The 25,004-nt window shown below is 33.2% G+C and carries 23 protein-coding genes and 1 pseudogene; 13 read left to right on the forward strand and 11 right to left on the reverse strand.

Features of this window, described 5'->3' with window-relative positions; all coding sequences use genetic code 11:
- The 8 genes and pseudogenes from BLW20_RS14670 to mnmE all read right to left on the reverse strand — a co-directional run.
- Positions 1–282 (reverse strand): annotated as a pseudogene (locus tag BLW20_RS14670) (hypothetical protein); the annotation flags it as partial.
- Positions 283–538: 256 nt separating this feature from the next.
- Positions 539–1,150, reverse strand: a complete 612-nt coding sequence (locus BLW20_RS06480; protein ID WP_091097758.1) for a DUF6088 family protein — start codon at positions 1,148–1,150, stop codon at positions 539–541.
- A 126-nt stretch (positions 1,151–1,276) separates the two neighbouring features.
- Positions 1,277–3,259, reverse strand: a complete 1,983-nt coding sequence (locus BLW20_RS06485) for an ATP-binding protein (RefSeq protein ID WP_091097761.1) — start codon at positions 3,257–3,259, stop codon at positions 1,277–1,279.
- On the reverse strand, positions 3,243–4,469 hold the full coding sequence (locus BLW20_RS06490; RefSeq protein ID WP_091097764.1) for an SIR2 family protein: 1,227 nt from the start codon (positions 4,467–4,469) through the stop codon (positions 3,243–3,245). Before BLW20_RS06490 ends, BLW20_RS06485 begins: the two co-directional genes overlap by 17 nt.
- A gap of 43 nt (positions 4,470–4,512) precedes the next feature.
- A complete protein-coding gene (locus tag BLW20_RS06495) occupies positions 4,513–5,754 on the reverse strand; it encodes a restriction endonuclease subunit S (RefSeq protein WP_091097767.1) in 1,242 nt (413 codons plus the stop codon).
- Positions 5,744–7,303, reverse strand: a complete 1,560-nt coding sequence (locus BLW20_RS06500; protein WP_091097771.1) for a type I restriction-modification system subunit M — start codon at positions 7,301–7,303, stop codon at positions 5,744–5,746. Before BLW20_RS06500 ends, BLW20_RS06495 begins: the two co-directional genes overlap by 11 nt.
- A gap of 200 nt (positions 7,304–7,503) precedes the next feature.
- Entirely contained in the window at positions 7,504–7,902 is a 399-nt protein-coding gene (locus tag BLW20_RS06505; RefSeq protein ID WP_091097775.1) for a Fic family protein, read from the reverse strand.
- Positions 7,903–7,959: 57 nt separating this feature from the next.
- Positions 7,960–9,387 (reverse strand): tRNA uridine-5-carboxymethylaminomethyl(34) synthesis GTPase MnmE, encoded by a 1,428-nt coding sequence (gene mnmE / locus BLW20_RS06510; protein ID WP_091097779.1) that lies wholly within the window; start codon positions 9,385–9,387, stop codon positions 7,960–7,962.
- 177 nt (positions 9,388–9,564) lie between these two features.
- On the opposite strand from mnmE, the gene BLW20_RS06515 reads away from it, so the two are divergent.
- Entirely contained in the window at positions 9,565–10,413 is an 849-nt protein-coding gene (locus tag BLW20_RS06515) for a universal stress protein (RefSeq protein ID WP_091097783.1), read from the forward strand.
- Between the two features lie 34 nt (positions 10,414–10,447).
- Here the strand turns inward: BLW20_RS06515 and BLW20_RS06520 are convergent, their stop codons facing one another.
- The 3 genes from BLW20_RS06520 to BLW20_RS06530 are packed head-to-tail and all read right to left on the reverse strand — an operon-like array spanning position 10,448 to position 12,680.
- Positions 10,448–11,095 carry an alpha/beta hydrolase gene (locus tag BLW20_RS06520; protein ID WP_091097786.1) on the reverse strand — a complete coding sequence of 216 codons (648 nt, stop codon included), beginning with the start codon at positions 11,093–11,095 and terminating at the stop codon, positions 10,448–10,450.
- A complete protein-coding gene (locus BLW20_RS06525) occupies positions 11,095–11,430 on the reverse strand; it encodes a hypothetical protein (protein ID WP_091097790.1) in 336 nt (111 codons plus the stop codon). The genes BLW20_RS06520 and BLW20_RS06525 overlap by 1 nt, the downstream gene beginning before the upstream one ends.
- A complete protein-coding gene (locus BLW20_RS06530) occupies positions 11,430–12,680 on the reverse strand; it encodes a dihydroorotase (protein WP_091097793.1) in 1,251 nt (416 codons plus the stop codon). Before BLW20_RS06530 ends, BLW20_RS06525 begins: the two co-directional genes overlap by 1 nt.
- Positions 12,681–12,924: 244 nt before the next feature.
- On the opposite strand from BLW20_RS06530, the gene gyrA reads away from it, so the two are divergent.
- The 12 genes from gyrA to rlmF all read left to right on the forward strand — a co-directional run bounded on the left by gyrA (position 12,925) and on the right by rlmF (position 24,992).
- Positions 12,925–15,507: a DNA gyrase subunit A gene (gyrA, locus tag BLW20_RS06535; RefSeq protein WP_091097919.1), complete on the forward strand. Its 2,583-nt coding sequence runs from the start codon at positions 12,925–12,927 to the stop codon at positions 15,505–15,507.
- Positions 15,497–16,735: a tetratricopeptide repeat protein gene (locus BLW20_RS06540; protein WP_091097797.1), complete on the forward strand. Its 1,239-nt coding sequence runs from the start codon at positions 15,497–15,499 to the stop codon at positions 16,733–16,735. Before gyrA ends, BLW20_RS06540 begins: the two co-directional genes overlap by 11 nt.
- Positions 16,736–16,842: 107 nt before the next feature.
- Positions 16,843–17,364 carry a PH domain-containing protein gene (locus BLW20_RS06545; protein WP_091097800.1) on the forward strand — a complete coding sequence of 174 codons (522 nt, stop codon included), beginning with the start codon at positions 16,843–16,845 and terminating at the stop codon, positions 17,362–17,364.
- Positions 17,345–18,850, forward strand: a complete 1,506-nt coding sequence (locus tag BLW20_RS06550) for a PH domain-containing protein (protein WP_091097804.1) — start codon at positions 17,345–17,347, stop codon at positions 18,848–18,850. The genes BLW20_RS06545 and BLW20_RS06550 overlap by 20 nt, the downstream gene beginning before the upstream one ends.
- Complete coding sequence (locus BLW20_RS06555; protein WP_091097807.1) at positions 18,841–19,617, forward strand: alpha/beta fold hydrolase; 777 nt, start codon at positions 18,841–18,843, stop codon at positions 19,615–19,617. Before BLW20_RS06550 ends, BLW20_RS06555 begins: the two co-directional genes overlap by 10 nt.
- A 101-nt stretch (positions 19,618–19,718) precedes the next feature.
- On the forward strand, positions 19,719–20,624 hold the full coding sequence (locus BLW20_RS06560; RefSeq protein WP_091097810.1) for a 1,4-dihydroxy-2-naphthoate polyprenyltransferase: 906 nt from the start codon (positions 19,719–19,721) through the stop codon (positions 20,622–20,624).
- A 6-nt stretch (positions 20,625–20,630) separates the two neighbouring features.
- Positions 20,631–21,308: a metal-dependent hydrolase gene (locus tag BLW20_RS06565; protein ID WP_091097813.1), complete on the forward strand. Its 678-nt coding sequence runs from the start codon at positions 20,631–20,633 to the stop codon at positions 21,306–21,308.
- Positions 21,309–21,521: 213 nt separating this feature from the next.
- Complete coding sequence (locus BLW20_RS06570) at positions 21,522–22,169, forward strand: SH3 domain-containing protein (protein ID WP_091097816.1); 648 nt, start codon at positions 21,522–21,524, stop codon at positions 22,167–22,169.
- Positions 22,170–22,207: 38 nt separating this feature from the next.
- Complete coding sequence (locus tag BLW20_RS06575) at positions 22,208–22,606, forward strand: hypothetical protein (protein ID WP_091097819.1); 399 nt, start codon at positions 22,208–22,210, stop codon at positions 22,604–22,606.
- Between the two features lie 24 nt (positions 22,607–22,630).
- Positions 22,631–23,689 carry an o-succinylbenzoate synthase gene (locus BLW20_RS06580; protein WP_091097823.1) on the forward strand — a complete coding sequence of 353 codons (1,059 nt, stop codon included), beginning with the start codon at positions 22,631–22,633 and terminating at the stop codon, positions 23,687–23,689.
- A 17-nt stretch (positions 23,690–23,706) separates the two neighbouring features.
- Positions 23,707–24,117, forward strand: a complete 411-nt coding sequence (locus BLW20_RS14960) for a cbb3-type cytochrome c oxidase subunit I (RefSeq protein ID WP_091097827.1) — start codon at positions 23,707–23,709, stop codon at positions 24,115–24,117.
- Positions 24,114–24,992, forward strand: a complete 879-nt coding sequence (gene rlmF, locus BLW20_RS06590; protein WP_091097830.1) for a 23S rRNA (adenine(1618)-N(6))-methyltransferase RlmF — start codon at positions 24,114–24,116, stop codon at positions 24,990–24,992. Before BLW20_RS14960 ends, rlmF begins: the two co-directional genes overlap by 4 nt.
- Positions 24,993–25,004: the final 12 nt, after the last annotated feature.

The raw sequence follows: 25,004 nt of genomic DNA on the forward strand, positions 1-25,004 counted from the left end.
CCTACCGATATCCAACAATTGAATGATGCCATGTATATGGTTTGGCATTACCACAAATTCATGCAATTGTACATTGGGACGAATTTGGGCGGTTTTCACCCATTCATCATGGGCAATTTGCCCATATTCATTCAAAACCATTGTACCGTTTTTAACCTGTCCAAAACGACAAATTTTATCCTTACAACAAATCGTAACAAAATACAATCCCGCCTGGCTATAATCATAGCCAACTAAACGTATCGACTTGCGATGGTGTTTTTTGGGGTTGTATTGTTTCATAGCTTAGCTATTTAAAAGTATAATATACTGATAGTTTTTTGTTGGGGCGAATTGCAATTCGCACATACTAACTTCGCCCACTGTTTCAAAAAATTTGATTACTTCTCTATCACCAAAAGGCTAATAAATGTTTGTTCTAATTGTGATTCAGTGTATTTCATAATAACTTTTTCAAGTTATGTTTTTTGGTTTTGGTAATTGAAATAGTAGAACGTGTTACAATTTTCGACTTTTTGTAACATAAAAAAATAACGTGTTACAATTTTTGACATTTTGTATAAAGGTTATTGATGTATTTCTGTATCCATACCGGTGCATATTTTACCTGCTTTTGGACCACTTGAGAATCGAGCTGCATTACAGAAGGTTTTATTTTCGCTATAAATTCTTCGGTTACGTTGTTTTGGCCCACCTCTTTAAATGCTTGCACGATCAAATGCAACAATTCATCTTTTATGGCAAAACTTTTAGGAACCGTTTTTTTGAATTGAATGCTACGGTTTCCTATTTTAATTTCTCGTTGTGAACCATCGGTCAGATACACCGCTTTAAGAGGAACTTGTGTGGTAAGCCCCAACAAATACAAAGCGAATACTCCTGTTGGGGCAATACGTGCTTTGTCGCGTTGTGCTATTTGCTTGGCTATTTCTTCTGTGGTAGGATAAATTGTACCTAACAAAGGATCTTTTTTGGGTTTTAGATAAATGCCCTGAGCCAAACGTTCTAATATGCCTTCATTGACCAAACGAAAAAGCGTTAAACGGATATTACCTGCTGAACCATACGCATAGAAATCTTCAGCGAAAAATATTTCGCCTAAAGATGATTTTATAATCTTTTTTTCTATTTGATTTTTAGATGATTTCACTTGGTTTTATCTTTTTATTTTGTAACAAATTTAGTGAAAATTTGTTACAAAAATTACTTTTGTATTTTTTGGTTAAAACGACTGTTTAATGCTTGTTCTAATTGTGATTCGGTGTATTTTATGGGGCTAAAATGGCAAATCATCATCTTCCTCATTTAAAGTCTCCAAATCTTCAATCTCCTTATTACTTTCTTTCTCTTCGATATTTCCCCAATATTTCGTCAATTCTATTGTCTGACTATTAGGTTGAAATTCTTCATCTAAAGGACTCATTTTTACAACTACTGGTAATTTTGCAGCCAAACCAGCAATAATACAAGTTCCTGTAGGAAGTATAGGTAAAGATTCGAACGATATTTTATCTAAATATGACACTGTTTTTTCAATTGCTTCAATATCTTTATTATTGATTAATCGATGTAGAAAATAATTGTGTAACTGCGAAATAATTGTTGAAGAAATATCAGAAGGTCTTTGACTTGCCAGTGTTAGAAAAGTTCCAAATTTTCTACCTTCTTTTATTATTTCCTCAAAAGTTTCTAAACGATAATCTTTCCATATCTCACTTTCTCTTACCGAATTAGTAGAAAGTATATTATGTGCCTCATCGATGATTATATTCAAATATTCATCTTTTCTATTGTTTTTCTTTTTTTCTTTATAGACCTGATGACAAATTAATAGAGGAATCAATTTTCGCATTTGAACATTCACATTCTTTAATGAGATTATAGATAATGTTTTATCAAAGAAAGGCTCAGAATCAATCTTTACTAATTTATTTAAATCTTTTAATCTATTATCTAAACGGCCTATAATATGACCAATATGCTCTTTATGATAATAACCTTTTTGTATTACATAATAGTAATGAAAATTAAAAATCAACTTAATTTTTAATAATTCATTAGATTCGATTTCTTTAAATTCAATTTTCACATACTCATCAACTTTATTGCTAATAACATTTTCATAAAAACCTTCATCTTTATTACTATTGTAAGTTTGACCTTCTATTGTACAATAATATCTTCTATCTTCTTTTCCTGCAAAGAAATTAAGATTCTCTGAGTAATATTTTTTTAATGTGTCAATTCCGGTTATAACCAAATCTAACCCAAACTTCTGTAACTCATCTAGAAATGTCTCTACTAAATTTTTTTCTTGATTAGGAGTTATACTTGTGGTAATTAACTTTATTGTAGATTTAATAGAATCCTTTAATCCTTCTTCTGATTTTAATTTATCTTTCAAATAAAGACTTGATAAAGCACTTTGAATAAAAGGCATTTGAGTTTTCTCTGTAGCTTGAAGTAAAATACTCCAAAATGTGTGATCTTTAATTGTATCACTTGAAATTGGCAATTTATTCAAAGTTCCTTCAGAATCAGTTGATAAATTAAATCTTGCTTTATTAATATTAAAAATTGTAAGATCTTCTTCATCAGACTTAATATTTTCACTTATATATTCACCATTAAAATCAATCAGCAAAAACTTAGCATTCCTTTTAAACCCTGAGTTCTTTTCGTACTTTTTAAACAGCGAATGATATAAACTTGCTAACGAATATGATTTTCCACTTCCTGTATTTCCAAAAATTCCAATATGACTTGCAAATAAACTATTTACACTTAATTCAATTTCTTTAGACGTTTCAGAAGACAAAACACCAATGTTAATTTTATCCTCACCATCTTTTACAAAAGCATGTACACGATCATATTCAAGTTTTGTTAAGATAAAACACTCATTATCAATTAAAGGTAATTCTTTAATACCTTGCTCAAAACTATTCGTTTCAAAATAGCCAACTAGACTTATAGAAAGTGTTCGTTTTACCTTATCGCTTTCTTTCTTGTACAAAGACTGAGAATAAGTTTTATCTTCTACAACAAACTCGCTTTCTATTTTACCAACTAATTGCTCAAAACCTTTCGTTATTTTTACATAGCTACCAACAGAAACATTTCTCACCAATTGTCCTTCAAATAACAAATGAGAATTATTTTTAGTTTTATCTACTAATACTTCGATAGTTCTTCCTCTTACAGAAACAACTTTTCCAACTCTTAATACCTCTTTTGATTTATTAATTTGATTCTCCATTCTCTGCCACTTGTTTTTTCATTTCAATATACTTGGATTTGGTTATTCCAAATTTTAAATCATGCGAGAGTTCCTCAAATAAAAAGTCATTGACTTTATCTAAACTATAATGATTATCATCCTCGGGTGACAGACACACAACATTATTAACATTATTGAACATATTTGTAAACCCTTCTTTGTCCCCTTTTTTACAAAATATGACTATTATTAAAGTTGGATTAGATTTTAAAACTCGTTTTGTAATTTCTTTTATATGTTCGTCTGCAAAAGAAAAACCAATGACGAAAAGAACGGAGTTTTCCTTCTCTAAATGATTTGCATACATTCTTAACAGCTCATAGAAATAAAAATTAGAAGTTGTATCTCTAAATTTATCTTTAGTTGGATTGATCATGACCAATTCACCATAATACTTCAAATATTCATCATGAATTTCTTTCTTTTCTATGCTAGCAATATTTTGCAAGAGCTCTTCATAAGTGAAAGAAATATCTCTGCCATTTTTATCTTTATCTCCCGTAATGATTGGTGTAACATGCTCTTCCTTAATATCAATATTAGATATGTTTTTTAGTATTTCTAAATAACTGTCATTAGTAATTTCATAAGTGCGGTTTGCAGTATTTTCATTAATTCTTTTCCAATTTACACTACCATGCATTTTGAAAAGATTAAAAAGAGGCAACTCTGATTTGTACTCGTAATGTGAACTGTATTTATGAATCGAATTGTGAAAATTTTCAGTACCAAATTTTGGATTGATTCTTCCTGAAAAACCATCATTTAACACAAATCCTAAATCTTCAATCGTTTTATCTAAAAACAAATCCATATTTGTTGTAAATAAATTTACTTGTTTACTTACAATATTAGACTCTCGATATGATAAAATAGTGTGTAAAGATTTAATGAAATTACAATAATTTTCATTTGCTTTCTTGAATTCGTCTTTTTTACTCTTCTCACATAAAGAGGTGTCTAAAAGTGCTAAATTCCCTTTTATACATTGATCAAAATAGAATTTTTTAATTGATACTTCGATAATTTTATTGGGTTGATCAGAGGATTCATTTGCTGTCAATAGTTCTTCAATTTTACCTAGTATAGATAAATATGGTGCTGATAATCCAGAACCTATCAAAAAATTTAAATGACAACTTTCTATAATTTTTTTTAAATCATCATATTTAAGTATACCCTTATCCATAATTCATAGTATTTCCTTTGGTTATTAGTAGTTTCGTTTTACTTTACCCCTCCAACGTTGCTAAGCGACTTAACAACAACGATTGTAGTTGAAAGAGTTTATATTTTATTGAAATTTGTAACCCTATTTTATTCAATATTGGTTCAATTATATTATTAAATGTGATTAATATATTTTTACTAGGTTTTACAAAATCATAATCACATATTCTATCAGGTGATGTATGACGAACAGTAGTTCCAGTTGCTGTACCTAAAATATAATGCTTATATTCCTTAGTTTGAGTTAGTAAATAGACGTAATAGTTATAAAAATTCTCATTAAAACAGAATAAACCAACACGTTGGTTGTGAAGTAAAATTTTAAATGAAATATTAGGTATAAAAGCTGTATTCCCTAAAGTATCACCAGCCTTACTTAAGTCTGTCATATTCACAACCAAATCTTTTTCTTTCAGAATATAATTTTCATTGGTCTTCCCTGTATAAAACTTATTTTTTTCAAAATTAAAACCTCCTGATATTTTAAAATTCCCAGGAGACACAAGAACTTTTTCAGTTTCAACTTCAGAAAAATCTTCTCCTAAAAAAGCGTAACCATGTTTAACTTTTGCAATTGAATTAATCTTCTTCACCTCCCAACCCTCAGGAATTTCTTTTTCTAATTCCTCATTCCATACCATTTTACCGCCGGAAGATTTGTAAGGTTTTCCTTCTTCGTTGGGGAATTCAAAATCGACAAACCATTGCTTGTACAAGGTCTGAGCAGTGGCTTCCAGCTTCTCGCAGATTTGTTCGTTGACTTTTATTTTGTTTGCTACCGCTTGGTATTGGGCTACAATTTTGCGTTGCTTTTCGATGGATGGAATGGGTAATTCCATATTACAGAAATCTTCCCATTCTAAACTACCACGAACTCCACCAACAGCATGGAAACAAGCTTCTCTATCAAATTCACTTCTTGAAAACCACAGCATCAAATATTCAGGTAGTAGTTCCTTTTCATCAATCACTTCAAATACAGGATATGCTTGAGATATAATAGCTACATCTAACTGCTTTAACAAAGCAACAGGCATTTTCTTATCTCTTCGAACTTGCATCGTACTACAAGCAAATTGGTTTTTACGAATAATTTTATAATTACTCATATCAGTTCCAATAGTGTTGGCTACGGAAGGAATGAACTTTTTATTTATTGTTAATCCAACAAGATGTGTAATGCTTAAATCTTTGTTTCTAACATCAACCAATTGGATTAAATCACCAATTTTTCTATAACTCATAGCCCAACGATTTAAACACGTTTGCTACTTCTTGTTTCAAGGCTTCTTCTTGCTGAAACAAGTCTTTCAATTCGGTTTGCAACGTTTCCATTTGCGTATCGTAATCGATGTTTTCGTCACGGTTGACAAACGCTATGTATTTACTTGGCACTAACGAATAATCTTTTTTACGAATTTCTTCTAAGGTTGCACTGTAACAATATTCAGGTTCGTTGGAGTAAGTCGTTTCAAAATCTTTCTGTTGCCAGTTATGATACGTTGCTGCAATCTGATCAATATCTTGTTCAGAAAACTGAATGAATTTCTTTTCAAAAGGTTCTCCCTTTTGGCGTAAATCCATAAACAAGACTTCACCTTCGCGATTACGGTAGTTTTTTACGCCATCATTAACTTCTACGGTGCGTTCAGTTTTATTTCGGTTCAAAATCCAAAGCGTCACCGAAATATTTGTAGAGTAAAACATATCTTGAGGAAGAATCACAATCGCTTCTACCAAGTCGTTTTCTATAATTTGTTTACGGATTTTGTATTCTTCACCACCACCCGAAAGAGCGCCATTGGCTAAGATAAAACCAGCCACACCGTTTTGCGACAATTTCGAAATCATGTTCAAAATCCACGCATAGTTGGCATTGGATTTTGGAGGAACTTCGTAACCCGTCCAACGTGGATCGTCCGTTAATTCGTTTTCAGCGCGCCAATCTTTTAAATTGAACGGAGGATTGGCCATGATGTAATCGGCTTTCAGTTCCTTGTGCTGGTCATCGTGAAATGTATCGGCTGCTTTGTTTCCTAAATTGGCAGAAATCCCACGAATGGCTAAATTCATTTTTGCCAGTTTAAACGTGGTATTCGTTAACTCTTGTCCATAAATCGAAATGTCTTTTTTATTTCCTTGGTGTTTCTCAATAAACTTCAACGACTGCACAAACATACCACCCGAACCACAAGAAGGGTCATAGATTTTCCCTTTGTAGGGTTCTGTCATTTCGGCAATCAAATTTACAATCGACTTCGGGGTATAGAATTCACCTTTCCCTTTTCCTTCGGCAATGGCAAACTTGCTCAAGAAATATTCGTACACACGCCCCACAATATCTTGGGCTTCATCACGAAGTGTATCGATGTTGTTGATGGTATCCAATAAAGCCGAAAACTTAGATTGATCCAATCCCAAGCGAGAGAAATAGTTATCTGGCAAGGCACCTTCTAAAGATTTATTGGTACGTTCTATGGTTTTAAGTGCGGTATCTACTTTAAGCGTAATATCTTCTTGTTTGGCATTTTCAATAATGTAATCCCAACGAGATTCTTCAGGTAAATAGAATACATTTTCTGCCTGATAAAATTCTGGTATTTCTAAGAAGGCTTCTTTACCTTCTGCAATCAATGCTGACCTGCGTTTAATGAATTTATCACTTGCAAATTTCAAGAAGATTAAACTCAATACCACGTGTTTATATTCGGATGGTTCTATCGAACCACGTAATTTATTTGCTGCATCCCAAAGGATTTCTTCTGTACTTTTGGTTTGGACTTTTTTAGCCATGAATTTATTGATGTTTGGCGTAAATATAATAAAATGTTAAATAATAACCGAAAGTAAAGCAAAGGAAAATATACGCATTGCTTTCTAACGGGTAAGGTATTTGTCTTTTTGTTCAAATAAAAGCATTTTACACGTCGTTATCTGTCGTTTTGAACAAAAAAATAAAATAAAGCTAAAGAAAGAAAAAAGCTTAGATACTACTACTCTAAGCTTTTCAATACTCCTTTTCCCTTGTTTGTTAAATAATACTTTTGATTTCTGCTTGTTGGTTTATCAGGAATGGTCAAGGCTATTAAACCTGATTCTAGTGCTGGTTGTAAATAATTATATAAAAATGTAGGACGATGCTTTATACCAACAAGTTCCATTAATTCTACACTGCTATATTTCTTATCTGCCATACTCGAAATTAATAATCGAACTTGTTCGGTATCTTGTTCGGTATCTTGTTCGATTCGTGTTACAGATTCCGTTGAAAGCAATGTAACTCTTAAAAAGTTTTCGGAAAAATGAAAAGAATCTTGTGCATAAGCCTGTAAAATTCTTGGAATACCTGAACCTAATTGCTCTACCAAATCTAAATCCTTGAAAATACGCATCAATTCTTTGTTTCTGATGATTTACATTTCGTTACAACTTACAATACCAATCATAATTTACTTCCCGATACAAAAATTAGCAAAAATATTTCCTAATAGTTCGTCATTGGTTACCTGTCCTGTTATTTCACCAAAATAGAATAGGGCTTGTCTAATATCAATAGCCATCAAATCAGCAGAAATTCCCATATCCAATCCGTATTGTACTTTTTGAATTTCCTCTAAAGCTTTGAGTAACGAATCGTAATGACGGGTGTTGGTTACTATGGTTTCATTATTACGTAAAGCACCGGTGTTTACAAAAGATAAAAGCGCGTTTTTGAGTTCTTCAATTCCGATATTTTGCTTGGCAGAAATAGTTTGCAAATGCCAATTCGCTCCGCTCGGGTCAAGTTTCAGGTTTAAAGTTTCAAGTTGAGATGTTATCTCATTAAGTTCACCTTCAGATAATAAATCAACTTTGTTGATAATTACAACCAATGGTTTTAAAGGATATTTATTTTTGATTTTCTCAATTTCAATTATATATTCCGAACTTTGAACTTTGAACTTTAAACTATCAAACAAATAAAGAACAACCTGTGCCTGTTCAATTTTCTCAAAGGTTTTTTGAATTCCGATAGATTCTACCACATCCTTAGTCTCACGGATTCCGGCAGTGTCAATAAAACGAAAACCGATCCCGTCAATGACCAATTCGTCTTCGATCGTATCACGGGTTGTTCCGGCGATGTTTGATACAATGGCTCGTTCTTCGTTTAATATGGCGTTTAATAAAGTAGATTTTCCTACGTTTGGTTCGCCCACAATCGCTACTGGAATTCCGTTTTTAATCACGTTTCCTACGGCAAAAGAATCGATCAAACGTTTCAGTACAAATTGAATTCGGTTTATTAAATCACGAAAAGCAGAACGGTCTGCAAACTCGACGTCTTCTTCTGAAAAATCCAATTCCAGTTCAATCAATGAGGCAAAATTTAATAATTCTTCACGCAATCTGGCAATTTCATTTGAAAAACCGCCACGCATTTGCTGCATTGCCAATTGGTGTGCCGCTTCGTTGTCCGATGCAATCAAATCAGCCACCGCTTCGGCTTGGGATAAATCCATTTTTCCATTTAAAAACGAACGCATTGTAAATTCACCGGCAGTCGCCATTCTGCAACCTTTACGCAATAATAATTGTATGATTTGCTGCTGAATAAACGTAGAACCGTGACAGGAAATTTCCACAGTCGGTTCTCCGGTATAAGAATTTGTGCCTTTGAATAAAGACACTAACACCTGATCGATGATTTTTTCTCCGTCTTTAATGTATCCCAAATGCAGCGTATGCGTTTTTTGTTTACGCAAATCTTTATTTTTAACAGACTCAAATACATCTGCTACAGACTCAATAGCTTTGGGACCTGAAACACGTACAATGGCAACAGCTCCGGCGCCCGATGGAGTGGCTAATGCTACAATGGTATCTTTTAAAATCATACAAACGAATTTTGAATTACAAATTTAAGCTAACTTTATATACTTTGCCAATTTATACCCGCTGTTATTATTTTTTTCAAAATTAGCATACAGTTTACATTATTTTTTTCAAAATTAGCATACAGTTTACATTATTTTTTGTAATTTAATAACGCCTAATTAAAACCTTTTTTTATTATGAAAAAGATATTATTTCCAACAGATTTCTCAGAAACGGCAAACAATGCTTTTGTTTATGCCTTAAAACTGGCTAAAAGCATTGGTGCCGAAATATATGTATTAAATACTTATGAAATGCCGGTTATTTCGACAACCTCTGCTGGACAACCCGAACTGATTCAAAACGTGTATAATTCTATTGAACTGAATCATTTTGAAAATTATAAGAAAGAGGTTCCTAAATTGCGAAACATTGCTGAACAAATTGATTGCCCGGATATCAAACTAACATTTATTTTTGAAGAAGGAATTATGCTTTCAATCATCCAGAAAATAATCAGTCAGGAAGCAATTGATTTTATTGTAATGGGAACCAATGGAAATTCGGGATTTGAGAAAAAATTGCTGGGTTCTAATACCGTTCATGTAATGGAAAATGTAGATATTCCTATTTTAAGCGTACCGCGGAAAGCAGAATTTAAACGTTTAAATAATTTTGGATTTGCCACAATGTTAAGAGAAAGCGACAAACCGGGATTACGCCAGATTATTAAAATTGCACAATCATTAAATGCTGACATGAAGATATTGCACGTTTTGCGGAAAGAAAACCCAAAGACGATGGAAGTTTTAGAAGATTGGAAAAAAGAATTTAATGAATCAAATGTTAGTTTTCATACCGTATTAAACGAAAAATTAGAAGACAGCGTGTTCTTTTTTATAGACGACCAATTGATTGATGTGATGTGTATTGTAAAACGACATTTGAATTTTTTTGAAAAATTGTTTACCACCAGCTTAAGCAAACAACTGTCTTACCATGCCGATGTACCGGTTTTGGTGTTGAAAGAGCCTAAAAATAATTAATATTTTCAATATTGAGAAGGAGGTGACTTTCTTTTTAACTCATTAAAAAAGACTTAAAGTCAAAAAAGTTTTGTGGGGATACACCATGCCCCACAGGATACTCTTTATACTCAAAAGAAATATTATAGGGTTTCAAAAAATCAGCTGTTTGGCGTGCCCATTCTACCGGAATCACTTGATCAACCGTTCCGTGTGAACCAAATATTTTTAAATGATGATAAGCAGAAATATCTGTCTTTGGCGTCATAATTTCTTTATGAAAATAGCCGCTTAATGCTGCTACTTTATTGATTTTTTCGGGATAGGTAATGGCTATGGCGTAACTTAAAATAGCACCTTGACTAAAACCTGCCAAATTTATGTTATTAATATCAATAGGATATTTTTGGCATAATTCATCAATAAACCGTGTCAGCAAATCACGAGATTGTATGGCTTGTTGGTCATTGCTGAATTTGTTCATATCGGCATCAAAAGTAATGGCATACCACGCAAAGCCATAAGGTGGAAGCTGATAAGGAGCCTGAACAGAAATTACATAATAATCGTCAGGTAACTCCGGAGCAAATGAAAATAAATCTTCTTCATTGCTGCCATAACCATGTATTAAAAGGAGCAATGGGTTTTTGTCTTTCACCTGTTTTGGTGGTTGTATCAGGTAATTCAATAATCCGTTTTCCATTATTTTTTCTTTGATGTTAATGCTTTTTGAATGAAATTTCCAATTACGGGTAACAGCTTGTATTGGTTAGATATAGCTCCCGAAAAACTGTAAATCCATAAAATAAATAAAAAGAGATTGAAACCAATAAAGGCGTACATATTAGGAATCATTGCAACGAGTGATCCCAGTAAAAAATAAAGACATACTAACCCAAAAGATTGCTTAATATAAAAAGAACCAAAAGAATCTCTCTCTTCCTGATTGATAAACCACGCAATAATTGGTCCAATAAATGTTAAATGAGCGATGATTGCTGCTAATTTTCCGTCTTTTGAGATATTATGTTCTTTCATTATTTGATAATCAGCTTGTTGTTGTGATAAATTCCGTAAACAACCCCTTTCATTGGATGATTTAAAAAGGCAGTGTTTTTTGATTTGGATAAAATATCATTTTTGGTAAACGTCCATTTTTTTGAAGGATCAAACAGCGTTAAATCAGCTTTTTGTCCTACTTTTATTCCGTTAGATTCTTTTAAAAACAAATGTTTTGCAGCTTGTAGTTTTTCAATAACAATATTTAAAGGAAGAATTTCCAGCAATGCTCCAAAAGCAGATTCTAAACCAATGGTTCCATCCTTTGCCATATCAAATTCCATCTTTTTGTGTTCAATATCTATGGCACAGTGGTCTGATGTAATCACATCAATAGTTCCATCTAAAACACCATTAATCAATGCTTGTTGATGAAAAGCATTACGTAGGGGAGGATTCACCTTAAAACGCGTATCGAAATTTGATAAAACTTCGTCTGTTAACACCAGATTATGTACTGCAACACTGCAAGTAACATTCAATCCTTTGGCTTTTGCTTCTTTAATCATCGCAACAGATTGTGCCGTTGAAATAGTAGGAATGTGCATTTTGCCGCCGGTATATTCTAAAAGGAATAAATTGCGGGCTAAAACCACTTCTTCTGCCAATGGCGGAATTCCTTTTAATCCCAATTTGGTAGATACAATACCTTCGTGAACCACACCTTTTCCTTTAATGGTTGCATCGTTACAAAAAGCGATTACAGTTCCGTTAAAATCCTGAACATATTGTAATCCAATCTTTAATAAATTGGCGTTTGTAATGCTTTTTTTGTAATCGCCAAAAGCAATGGAACCGGCATTTTGCATATCAAACATTTCTGATAAGTCGTTTCCTTCCTGATTTTTTGTAAAAGCTCCGATAGGATGAAGGCTGGTTGCGTGATGAGTTGCTTTTGATTGAACAAAACTTACAACCGATTGATTATCAATAACCGGTGACGTGTTGGGCTGATAGGCAATGTGTGTAAAACCACTTTTAGCGGCAGTTGTTAAACCGTTGTCAATGGTTTCACGGTCTTCAAAACCGGGTTCGCCAAACGATACCGAGGCATCCATCCAACCGCCCGAAATATGAAGGTTTTCTAAAAAAAGTGTGTCAAAATCACCGTGATTGATTTCCGGAGCAATTTCAGTAATAACGCCGTTCTCTATTTTAATATCGACTTGTTTTTGGTGAAATTCATTTGAAGCATCTACAATTGTAGCATTTTTTATAACGATATTCATTGTGTGAATGGTTGTGTTGTTTTTAAAATCTTACAAAATTACATATATAAACAATATTCTATATATAAAAATTGCGATATTTTGAAAATGATTTTACTTTCATATTATTTTTTAAAAATATATAAAACCTTAATTTTCAACTATTCATACACAAAAAGTTTTATTTATAGATGAATGTTAGGTCAGCCCGCAAAAAAAGAGTATATTAGCACGTTAATTTTAGAACTAAAAATAGTTATATATGATCTCTGACGGAGAAAAATTGATTCCTATTAACATCGAAGAAGAAATGAAATCGGCATACATTGATTATTCAATGTCTGTTATTGTTTCCAGAGCATTGCCAGATGTTCGCGATGGTTTAAAACCGGTTCACCGCCGTGTATTATTCGGAATGTACGAACTGGGTGTTACAGCAAGCAAAGCACACAAAAAATCTGCAAGAATTGTAGGTGAGGTATTGGGTAAATACCACCCTCACGGCGATAAATCTGTTTACGATGCCATGGTTCGTATGGCACAAGAATGGAGCTTACGTTATTTATTGGTTGACGGACAAGGAAACTTTGGATCTGTTGATGGCGATGATCCTGCTGCTATGCGTTATACCGAAGCCAGAATGAAAAAACTTGCCGAAGAAATTTTAGCGGATATCGATAAAGAAACGGTTGATTTCCAGTTAAACTTCGATGATACTTTAGAAGAACCTAAAGTAATGCCTACCAAAATACCTACTTTATTGGTAAACGGAGCATCGGGTATCGCTGTGGGTATGGCAACAAATATGGCACCACACAACTTAACAGAAGTTATTAACGGAACGTTGGCATATATTGATAATAACGATATAGAAATCGATGAATTGATGCAACACATCAAAGCTCCCGATTTTCCAACAGGTGGAATCATCTATGGTTATGAAGGTGTTAAAGAAGCCTATAAAACAGGTCGCGGACGTGTAGTAATGCGTGCCAAAGCCAATTTTGAAGAGGTAGATGGCAAAGAGTGCATTGTTGTAACCGAAATTCCTTATCAGGTAAATAAGGCCGAAATGATTAAAAAAACGGCTGAATTGGTTAACGATAAAAAAATCGAAGGAATTTCTACCATTCGCGATGAATCTGACCGTAAAGGAATGCGTATTGTTTACGTGTTGAAACGTGAAGCGGTTCCAAATATTGTGCTGAATATGTTGTACAAGTTTACACAGTTGCAATCGTCGTTCAGTATCAATAATATCGCGTTGGTAAACGGTCGTCCGCAGTTGTTGAACTTAAAAGAGTTGATTCATTATTTTGTGGAACACCGCCACGATGTAGTAACGCGTCGTGCAGAATACGAATTGAGAAAAGCTCAGGAACGTGCACATATTTTAGAAGGATTAATCATTGCTTCTGATAATATAGATGAAGTAATTGCAATTATCCGTAGTTCTAAAAATGCCGATGAAGCTCGTGAACGTTTAATTGAACGTTTCTCGTTATCTGAAATTCAGGCACGTGCCATTGTTGAAATGCGTTTACGCCAGCTAACCGGATTGGAACAAGAGAAACTTCGTGCAGAATTTGATGAAATTATGAAGTTAATTGCTCGTTTACAAGAATTATTGGCGAGTAAAGAAATGCGAATGAATCTTATTAAAGAAGAATTAACCGAAATTCGCGATAAATACGGAGATGACCGTCGTTCGGATATTGAATATGCCGGCGGCGAAATGAATATTGAAGATTTAATTGCCGATGAACAAGTGGTCATTACCATTTCGCATGCGGGATATATCAAACGCACACCTTTATCTGAATACAAAACACAGAATAGAGGTGGCGTTGGACAAAAATCGGCAGGAACACGCGATCAAGATTTCTTAGAGCACATGTATGTGGCTACAAACCACCAGTATATGCTGTTCTTTACACAAAAAGGAAAATGTTTCTGGTTGCGTGTGTACGAAATTCCTGAAGGGACAAAACAAGCCAAAGGTCGTGCAATTCAAAACTTAATCAATATCGAAAACGACGATAAGGTTAAAGCATTTATCTGTACGCAAGATTTACGTGACGAAGAATACATCAATAACCATTATATCGTAATGTGTACCAAACAGGGGCAGGTGAAAAAAACGGCTTTAGAGCAATATTCCCGTCCGCGCCAAAACGGTATCAACGCTATTACTATTAAAGAAGGCGATGAATTGTTAGAAGCTAAATTAACCGATGGAAATTCAAAAGTGCTTGTAGCTGCCAAAAATGGTAAAATGGTACGTTTTGATGAATCTAAAACCCGACCAATGGGTAGAACAGCATCAGGAGTTCGCGGTATTAAATTAGCGGGTGAAAACGATGAAGTGATTGGTTTGGTGACTGTTTCCGATTTAAATTCTGAAATTTTAGTGGTTTCTGAAAACGGTTACGGAAAACGCTCTTCTTTAGAAGCATACCGCGAAACAAACCGTGGAGGTAAAGGAGTTAAAGCAATGAATATTACTGATAAAACCGGAGCCTTAATATCTATTAATTCAGTTACTGACAACGATGACCTAATGATCATCAACAAATCGGGCTTAACGATTCGTTTACGCGTGTCTGATTTACGTGTAATGGGGCGTAATACACAAGGAGTTCGTTTAATCAATATCAAAGGAAACGATTCTATTGCTGCCGTTGCTAAAGTAATGCGTGACGAAGACGAAGAAAATGAAATGGACGATGAATTGAAAAAAGATCTTTTAGCAGTAGATGAAAACGACATTATTGAAGATGTGGTTGATGAAATCGAAGAAGAAGATGATGATTTAGAAGAAGATTCAGAAGAAACAAATGAAGAATAATTTAATAATGATGAGCATGTTTATAACATGCTCTTCTTCTTTTGCTCAAAAAAATGAGTTAAAGGAAATAGAAAAACTCGTAAAAAAAAACAATACCACCGAAGTGGTGAAATTGCTTGAAAAAGTTGAAACAATGTTGCCCGAAGCTACAGATGATCAAAAGGCAGCATACTATTTTTTTAAAGCAAAAAACGAAGTTAACTTGGCAAAAAACGGAATTGACTTTAATGAAAACCGGTCTAAGGCAGTTCGTTCAATCAATCAGTTAATCAAATTTGAAAACGAAACCAAAAGCAAGAAATATACTACTGAAATTCTACCGGTAAAAAACAACTTGCTTGCAGAATTGGTCGATGATGCCATTGATAACAATCGAAATAAAAATTATAAAAAGTCAAGCAGATTGTTTGAACAAGCCTATAATTTAAATAACGTGGACACGGTATATTTGTACAATGCTGCAAATGATGCCGTAAACGCCAAAGACTATGATTTTGCCGAAACAAAATTTAAAGAGTTGATCGCCCTGAAATATAACGGAAAATCAAAGACTTATGTAGCTACCTCGCAAACTACAGGTAAAGTAGAATCGTTCGGTATCGATAAAAAAGTACGCGATTTAGCTGTTAAGAGCGGAACACATTCAGCCCCCGAAACCATTTTTAATAAAAGTGCCTTGCCTACAATTTACAATAGCTTAACCCATATTTTATTAAATAAGGAAAATTATTCTGAAGCGGAAGAATATGCGTTAAAAGCATACGATCTGGATAAAGAAAATATCAATAACTTATTGAACGTTCTGTATTTGTATTACAATACCAATCGTTTGGATAAATATGAAGAATATGCGAATGAAGGTGTTGAAAAATTCCCTAAAAATGAGTTGCTACTTTATAATTTGGCTGTTATTCACATAAAAAATAATGAAAACGAACAGGCGGTAAATTATCTCAACAAAATATTGACATTGAATAAAAACAATTTTGATGCGCTAAAAACCCTTGGAAACCTTGAATTACAAAAAGATGCCGAGGTAACTAATAAGATCAATGCGCTGCCTAATACAGCATCAGCAGATAAAAAACGTAACCAATTAATGCAAGAAAAACGAACGGTTTATATAAATGCTTTAGAATATTACCAACAAGCAAAAGCTGTAAATGATAAAGACGAAAGTTTAAACGAATTAATCACGCAAATTCAGGATTTTTTAGATAAAAATTAAAAGAAAAGTCGGCAAACAGCCGACTTTTCTATGTAACTGAATGTCGTTTTTAATTTTTCATAGCATACAAAATTCCTTAACTTTACCATATATTCTTTTAAAAATAAATGATGTTCGAAAACAACCTCTTATCAATAGATCATATTCCAAAATATCAAGACGTAGAACTGTCTGATTTGCATAAAGATTACAAAAAACTAGTGATTCTGAATACCTTGCTGACTATAATAATTGGGTTGGCAATATGCTGTTTGTTATTTTTTACCATAGATGACAACGAAAAGTTTTATGCCATTATTCCTGTGTTTCTTGGTACAATCTGGCTTGCCGTGTTTTCGTTGTTGGCTTACAAAAAGAAAAAATATGCTTTTCGCCAGCACGATGTCATTTTTAAAAAGGGATTAATTGTTCAAACCACACATATCACACCTTATATTCGTTTACAACATGTAGTTATTAAACAAGGATGGTATGCAAAAAAATTAGGTCTGGCAACGTTGGCAATCTATACGGCTGCAAATAATTTTTCTGATATTTCCATTCCCGGACTTACCTTGGCAGAAGCTGAACGCTGGAAAAGTTTTTTATTAAACCGCATTCAAGAATTAAATGATGAATCTGAACGCTAATTACGATTTTTCGCAACCCAATAAATTAGAACGCAAAGCTCTTTTTTTAGTTTTAAGTAAGGCACTCTGGGCAATGTTCAAAGGTTTTTGGCCCATTTTTGCGTTATTTGCCATTAAAGGATTTCCTGCCGATGCATGGTGGGTATCTCTTGTGGCGGCTGGTGTTGTGGTGTTAGTTTTTATAAGGGTTTCAATCAACTATTTTTACTTTTCGTATCAGGTGGTACATGACGAGCTTGTTATAAAAAAGGGATGGCTTAATAAATCAACCACGGTTATTAAATTAGATAAAATTCATGAAATAAATCTGAATCAAAAATTCATTCATAAACTCATTGGATTGTATCTCGTAAATATTGATACGGCTGGTAGCAGTAAAACCGAGATCGAAATCAACGGAATCGATTTTAAAAAAGCACTGGCATTAAAAGATGTTTTAGCACAAAAGGTTGAGGTTGAAAGTGATTCAGATATTTTGGAAGAAGATATTCCAAACCAGACAGCTTCAAACGATAAGATAAAGATTGATCTTTTCAGTTTGATAAAAATCGGACTTACGAGAAATTATTTGCAGACTTTTGGTTTAATGATCGCTTTTTCGTTTCAGATAATTGAGCAGTTACAGGACTTTTTTTATGAAGACGACACTTCGGTTTACGACAATATTATAAATAATTCGTATCAGGAATATTTGGGCATTTTGGGAATTGTGCTCTTTTTGGGATTGATCATTTTAATCATAGCTTTTAATTTGGTCAGAACCTTGTTGACTTATTTCAACTATCAGTTAAATTTAAAAGATAAGCATCTTACGGCTTCCTACGGCTTGACCGATTCACACATTGTTTCGGTGCCTGCCAATAAAGTTCAGATGTTCCAGTTTCAGCAAAATTATTTTCAAAAAGTAATGAATCTGTTTGAGGTGAAAATCAAACAGGTAGAATCAAGCGAAGATAATAAAAAGAAAAAAGGGTTGATAATTCCTGGAGCGAATCAGTTGGAATTAAATAAAATATTCCGCGTTATCTTTGGTGATAATTTAATTGATTTTAGCAGCTTTTACAAACCCAATCAAAGAGTGTTGCTGATAAAATTTCTTTGGTTGTGTGTACCATTTTCTATTGCTTTAACGGTGTTGTATTTTACCGGTTCGTTTTCTTTTGTATGGATCGTTTTACTCTTTTTTGTGTTGTTTTTTGTACTGATATGCATTGGATATAAAAACGAAAAAATGGTCTTTAAAAACGATTTCATAGTGTTAAAAAAAGGTATTTGGGATATTTCTACGATGTATCTTCCGGTTGATAAAATTCAAAAAGTAACGATAACTCAGAGTTATTTTCAGCAAAAAAGTCAAATAGGCTCTTTAAATTTGCACACTGCTGCCGGAACAGTTACTATGTATTATTACGATTTTACAATGTTGCAACCTTTGGCAAACGAAATTCTTTATAAAATTGAAAAAAATAATCGTTTATGGATGTAATCCGTTCAAGTGAACATACTGTTTTTGTACAGACATCGAACATATATTATAAAAAGTGGGAAGTTGAAAATCCGCAAAACACTATTATTCTGTTGCACGATTCGCTGGGTTGCACGGCTTTGTGGCGGGAATGGGGCGAAGAATTTGCAAAAGTATTAAATTTCAATGTCATTTCTTATGACCGAAGAGGTTATGGAAAGTCTGACAATTATACGGTAAAAAGACCCATTGATTATTTAGAGCAGGAAGCCGAAATTTTAAATGATTTATTGGCTCACTGGCAGGTAGAAAAACCAATATTATTTGGATTTAGCGACGGTGCTTCAGTAGCAACAATTTATGCAGGAATGTTTCCCGAAAAAATAAATGGATTAATCATTGAAGGTGTACACGTATTGATTGAAGAAGTAACTTTGCAAGGCGTTCGGGAAGCACAAAAAACTTTGGAAACAACTAATATTTCCAAAGCATTGGCAAAATACCACGGCGATAAAGTTTTTGATTTGTATTATGCCTGGACAAAAACGTGGCTTTCTGATGAACATCAATCGTGGAATATTGAACATTTTATCCCGAAAATCCAGGTTCCTATTTTGATTATTCAGGGAGAACTGGACGAATTCGGTACAATGAATCAGGTCAATGCTTTTGATAAAGCAATGGCAAAAGTTGAAAAGCTAATTGTTCCTAAAGCCGGACACACGGCACATAAAGATGCTAAACCGTTGGTTTTTGATACTATTGTGAAATTTGTGAAGACACTATAAAAAAATTATTGTCATTCCGACGAAGGAGGAATCTATGATAATCCAAGATTCTTCACTCCATTTTCATTACGTTCAGAATGACAACTGTAAAATAATTAGAAATGAAAAAATGGATTAAAGCCGCCCGATTACGCACATTGCCTTTGTCGATTTCCGGAATTTTGGTCGGAAGTGCGGCGGCATATCAAAACTACCACACACAACCAAATTATTACATTATCGTGATTTTATGCTTGCTGACGACCTTGTTTTTTCAGGTTTTGTCCAATTACGCCAATGATTACGGCGATGCAATCAAAGGAACCGATAATGAAAACAGAGTAGGACCAAAACGAGCGGTGCAGAGTGGCGAAATTACCAAAAAACAGATGAAAAACGCCATCATCATTACTTCTGTTTTGTCGTTGATTACTTCTGTCGGAGTGATTTATGCGTCGTTTGGCAGTGATAATTTTATATCGGCAATCATCTATTTTGTATTGGCAATCGCTTGTGTGGGTGCAGCAATTAAATATACCGTAGGAAACTCGGCTTATGGTTATAAAGGATTAGGCGATATGTTTGTTTTCATCTTTTTCGGATTGGTCAGCACGCTGGGAACTTATTATTTATTCGGGCATTCTATGGATTGGAAAATCGTTTTTCCTGCTGTCGGAATAGGTTTACTAAGTATGGCGGTGTTGAATATGAACAATATGCGTGATGTAGAAAATGATACTGTCATGGGCAAAAAAACGATGGTGGTAAAAATGGGTTACGAAAAAGCCAAACAATATCATTTCTGGTTGATTTTAATAGCAGCAATTTCATTTAATATCTACGCAATGAACACTTTCTCAAAGTGGTATCAATTTATTTATATCATCGGATTTATTCCGTTGCTGAAAAATATCAGAGTAGTTAGCAAAACAAAAAATCCCCGATTGTTAGATCCTGAGTTAAAACGCATCTCGCTAACAACATTTTTAATATCTTTATTGTTATCAATTGCACTAATTTTAAACTAAAGAATTATGAAAATAACTTATTACGGTCATGCAGCATTAGGACTTGAAATAGCGGGTAAAAACATCATTGTAGATCCGTTTATATCAGCTAATGAACTGGCAAAACATATTGATATAAATGCTTTAAAAGCCGATTATATCTTGATTACGCACGCTCACGGTGACCATATCTTGGACGTAGAAACAATTGCAAAAAACACCGGAGCAGTGATTGTTTCCAATGCCGAAATCGCTGGCTATTACGAAGCCAAAGGTTTTACAACGCACCCGATGAACCACGGCGGAACGTGGGAATTTGATTTTGGAAAAGTAAAATATGTCAACGCTATTCACTCAAGTAGTTTCCCTGATGGAACTTACGGCGGACAGCCCGGCGGTTTTGTGATTGAAGCCGAAGAAAAAAATATCTATATTGCCGGAGATACCGCTTTGACCTACGATATGAAGTTAATCCCGATGAAAAACCCTTTGGATTTGGCAGTTTTGCCTATCGGAAGCAATTTCACAATGGATGTGGATGATGCCGCAATTGCCGCTGAATATTTGGAAGTAACTACTGTTTTAGGCTATCATTATGATACGTTTGGATACATAAAAATAGACCACGAAGCAGCGAAACAAAAATTTGCCAACAAAAAGAAAGAGTTGATTTTATTGCCAATTGGCGATTCAATAGGGCTATAAATGATAGAAATTGTCCAAAAAGTATTTAACGTTGTCATTTCAACAGAGTGAAGAATGAGCGACGAGGAATCTATTTAGATTCTTCATTCCACTTCGTTTCATAGTAGAATGACAAATGATGATTTTGGATAATTATATTTCTTACTAAAAACCGTGCCAGCGGAAACCAAGAGTTAATCATTTATAAACTGTTAATGATAATTTTCTAAAACAATGAAAAAATATTTATTCTTTTTACTTTGGATTTTTCAAATGACTTTATATGCTCAAAAACAAGATGAAGCAATTATTTTAGAAGATAAAGAAATAGTTTATAGTAAGCCTTCTATTAAATCGAAAATCGAATTTACTCTTCACAAGAACGAAGTGTTTTTGATTATAGAGGACAATTCTGATTGGGTAGAAATTGAAATTAATAGTGATAAATTATCTAAAAATCATAATAATATTACCGGCTTTATATCGAAATCAAAAATCCATTTGGTTGATAATTTACAAATTGATAGTTCAGAAGATGTGTCATTGTCGTTTAGAATCGTAAAAGTTGATCTATCAAGGGGTAATATTGGGAATAAAAAATATGGGATAAAAATATTAGATTCATCATTTAGTATTGAAAAAATGTTTCTGAAGTGGAAAGACAAGTTAATAGAACAAGATCAAAAATTTTTTAATGACATATATAATATATCATTTGAGGAGGGAAATTATCCTAATGCTATAAATGATAAATTTTCTATATATAAAAGTGATGATGTATATTTTATAAAGCAAAAATGCGGTGACGGAGCAGGGTTTTATGAAATAACTTGGGTTGTAAAAGACGGAAAAATAATTCAACGAGTAATAGATGAAATATAAAAATAGCGCTATATATTTCTCATTAAAATCAACATCAGATGAAATCAAAAATGCAATGGAGTTATTTATTTAAACATTGGTTTGCAACTTTGTTGATTGCACCTTTTTTGACAGATTTGTTGTTTTATATAGATCCTAATAATCATAAAATAGGTGGTTTTGTTGAAGTGTACCCAATTATTATATGGTTGAGTTTTCTTTTTTCAATTCCAACTTATGCTGTTTATTCGATTGTTTTTTATTACCTAAAGAAAAAACAGTTTAGTCTAATTTTTTCAAAAAGAATATTAATAGCCATTTCGGTTGTGGGTATTTTTATAACATTTACTCTTATTTTTCCTGATATATATTTTCCTGCAACTCTTGCTTATATGCTCACTTCTTTAGTTACCGGAATTTTCTTCAAATTAGAAAAAAGACTGCCGGCTAAAAACTGATTACTGACAACTAATAAACCAACTATGAAAGCACATTTTAAAAAATACATATTAAACTTTAAACAGCCGTCAGGTACTTCGCGCGGTGTGTTAACTACCAAAGAAACGTATTTCTTAATTATTGAAAAAAACGGTAAAAGGGGGATAGGTGAGTGCGGTTTGTTCAGAGGATTGTCTTATGATGATAAGTTGGATTATTCAGACAAATTGGAGTGGGTGTGTAATAATATTCATTTAGGAAAAAATACGCTTTGGGAAGCATTAAGACAATGGCCTTCGATACAATTTGGTGTGGAACAGGCGTTCTTGTCGTTAGAAAGCGATCATCCAATGATTCTTTTTCCGAGTGCATTCACAAAAGGACAAAAAGCAATCTCTATAAACGGACTGGTTTGGATGGGAACACCCGAATTTATGAGCCAACAAATCAGTGAGAAAATACAAGAAGGTTTTAATTGTATCAAACTTAAAATTGGAGCGATTGATTTTAACCAAGAACTACGGTTAATAGCAAACATACGAAAAGAATTTTCGCCGGAAAAGATAGAAATAAGGGTAGATGCTAACGGTGGTTTTGATAAAAGTAATGCTTTATATAAAATAAATCAATTGTCTGAATATAAATTACATAGTATAGAGCAACCTATTAAAAAGAAACAATATGACAGTATGTCAGATTTGTGTAAGGTAACTCCAATTCCAATAGCATTAGACGAGGAGTTAATCGGTGTTGTAAATTACAACGATAAAGAAAATCTATTGCTAAAAATACGCCCGAAATACATCATTTTAAAGCCAAGTTTGGTAGGTGGTTTTAAAGGTTCGCTAGAATGGATAGAAATTGCCGAAAAATTAAACATCGGTTGGTGGGTAACATCGGCTTTAGAATCTAATATTGGGTTAAACGCTATCGCACAATGGACATTTACTTTAAATAATTCAATGCCTCAAGGATTAGGTACAGGCGGTTTGTTTACCAATAATTTCGAAAGTAATTTAGTTGTAAAAAACGGACATTTGTGGTGTGAAGATTTTAAAGAGATTTCTGCCGGTAAAATCATAAATCAATTAGAATCTAACTAAGTTTTAAAACATCTTTAATGAATATAAAAACACCCTATCTGTTCTTTATCGGTTTCATTTGTTATTTTTTAATTTCGGTGATTTTCTCTGCAGATTTAAATTCTACTATTGATATAAATGTACACGATACTTATTTTGTTATATCAAATGTACATTTATTAATAACAATATCGATTTTTGTATTATTTCAAGGATTATTGTATTTGATAATTGAAAAACTGAACTTAAAACTTTATTCATTACTCATAAAACTGCATTTTTTGTTTGTGGTCATTTTTCTTTCAATACTATTATTTCTTTTGAATTTTGAAAGTAATTATGCTAATTTAATGTGGTTTAATATCGGTATTGTTATTGCTTTTTTAGGCAGTATTTTAATTCCGACAATTAACTTGCTATTCTCTGTTTTAAATAGAAAGAAAATATGAATCATTCGAAAGATAAATTGCATCCGCGTAGTTTTCATAACAAACCTTATAATTTTCAGGAATTAACTGTAAAAGTTCCCGAGTTAAAACAGTTGATCATTAAAAATAAAAGGGGAAATGATACGGTTTTATTTTCTGATCCCAAAGCGGTTTATTTTTTAAACAAAGCCTTGTTGCTACATTTTTATCATTTAAATTATTGGGATATTCCCGATCAAAATTTGACACCGCCAATTCCGGGCAGGGCAGACTATGTTCACTATTTAGCCGATTTGTTGAATACTAATAATGCTGATAAAACTACTATTTTAGATATTGGCACAGGTGCAAGTTTGGTATATCCGTTAATTGGAGCTTCGGTTTATCATTGGAATTTTGTTGCAACAGATATCGAATCTAAATCATTAGAAGTTGCCCGGGCAATTATCAATAAAAATCCTCATTTAACCTCAAAAATTACGTTACGGCTTCAATCAAATAACAAGAATATACTTTCAGGAATTATTACTAAAGATGATTATTTTGATGCGGTAATGTGCAATCCGCCGTTTTTTAAATCGAAGAAAGAAGCCGAAGCACAAACCATTCGCAAATTAAAAGGATTAGATAAACGAAAAACCTTAAAACTAATTCACAACTTTTCGGGCAAAAGCAATGAACTGTGGTGTAATGGTGGCGAATTATCGTTTGTATTGAACTATATAACAGAAAGTGTGCTGTATAAAAAGCAGGTTGGCTGGTTTACAAGTTTAATATCTAACGAAGATCATTTAGAGCCTTTGCAGGTGCAGCTAAAAAAATCGACCAGAGAAATTAGGGTAATTGATATGGCACAAGGCAATAAAAAAAGTCGGATTTTAGCTTGGAAGTTTTAATACAGAAGTTTT

This window comes from Paenimyroides marinum (genome assembly GCF_900108395.1).
GTDB lineage: Bacteria > Bacteroidota > Bacteroidia > Flavobacteriales > Flavobacteriaceae > Flavobacterium > Flavobacterium marinum.

Excerpts from the sequence above, each read along its gene's own strand:
- mnmE (WP_091097779.1), bottom strand. The coding sequence starts at position 9,387 with ATGATTTTAAAAGATACCATTGTAGCATTAGCCACTCCATCGGGCGCC.
- BLW20_RS06570 (WP_091097816.1), top strand. The coding sequence starts at position 21,522 with ATGAAAAAATATTTATTCTTTTTACTTTGGATTTTTCAAATGACTTTA.
- BLW20_RS06530 (WP_091097793.1), bottom strand. The coding sequence starts at position 12,680 with ATGAATATCGTTATAAAAAATGCTACAATTGTAGATGCTTCAAATGAA.
- BLW20_RS06515 (WP_091097783.1), top strand. The coding sequence starts at position 9,565 with ATGAAAAAGATATTATTTCCAACAGATTTCTCAGAAACGGCAAACAAT.
- BLW20_RS06560 (WP_091097810.1), top strand. The coding sequence starts at position 19,719 with ATGAAAAAATGGATTAAAGCCGCCCGATTACGCACATTGCCTTTGTCG.
- BLW20_RS06520 (WP_091097786.1), bottom strand. The coding sequence starts at position 11,095 with ATGGAAAACGGATTATTGAATTACCTGATACAACCACCAAAACAGGTG.
- BLW20_RS06565 (WP_091097813.1), top strand. The coding sequence starts at position 20,631 with ATGAAAATAACTTATTACGGTCATGCAGCATTAGGACTTGAAATAGCG.
- BLW20_RS06500 (WP_091097771.1), bottom strand. The coding sequence starts at position 7,303 with ATGGCTAAAAAAGTCCAAACCAAAAGTACAGAAGAAATCCTTTGGGAT.
- BLW20_RS06525 (WP_091097790.1), bottom strand. The coding sequence starts at position 11,430 with ATGAAAGAACATAATATCTCAAAAGACGGAAAATTAGCAGCAATCATC.
- rlmF (WP_091097830.1), top strand. The coding sequence starts at position 24,114 with ATGAATCATTCGAAAGATAAATTGCATCCGCGTAGTTTTCATAACAAA.
- BLW20_RS06485 (WP_091097761.1), bottom strand. The coding sequence starts at position 3,259 with ATGGAGAATCAAATTAATAAATCAAAAGAGGTATTAAGAGTTGGAAAA.
- BLW20_RS06580 (WP_091097823.1), top strand. The coding sequence starts at position 22,631 with ATGAAAGCACATTTTAAAAAATACATATTAAACTTTAAACAGCCGTCA.
- BLW20_RS06495 (WP_091097767.1), bottom strand. The coding sequence starts at position 5,754 with ATGAGTTATAGAAAAATTGGTGATTTAATCCAATTGGTTGATGTTAGA.
- BLW20_RS06545 (WP_091097800.1), top strand. The coding sequence starts at position 16,843 with ATGATGTTCGAAAACAACCTCTTATCAATAGATCATATTCCAAAATAT.
- BLW20_RS14960 (WP_091097827.1), top strand. The coding sequence starts at position 23,707 with ATGAATATAAAAACACCCTATCTGTTCTTTATCGGTTTCATTTGTTAT.
- BLW20_RS06490 (WP_091097764.1), bottom strand. The coding sequence starts at position 4,469 with ATGGATAAGGGTATACTTAAATATGATGATTTAAAAAAAATTATAGAA.
- BLW20_RS06540 (WP_091097797.1), top strand. The coding sequence starts at position 15,497 with ATGAAGAATAATTTAATAATGATGAGCATGTTTATAACATGCTCTTCT.
- BLW20_RS06555 (WP_091097807.1), top strand. The coding sequence starts at position 18,841 with ATGGATGTAATCCGTTCAAGTGAACATACTGTTTTTGTACAGACATCG.
- BLW20_RS06550 (WP_091097804.1), top strand. The coding sequence starts at position 17,345 with ATGATGAATCTGAACGCTAATTACGATTTTTCGCAACCCAATAAATTA.
- BLW20_RS06505 (WP_091097775.1), bottom strand. The coding sequence starts at position 7,902 with ATGCGTATTTTCAAGGATTTAGATTTGGTAGAGCAATTAGGTTCAGGT.
- BLW20_RS06575 (WP_091097819.1), top strand. The coding sequence starts at position 22,208 with ATGAAATCAAAAATGCAATGGAGTTATTTATTTAAACATTGGTTTGCA.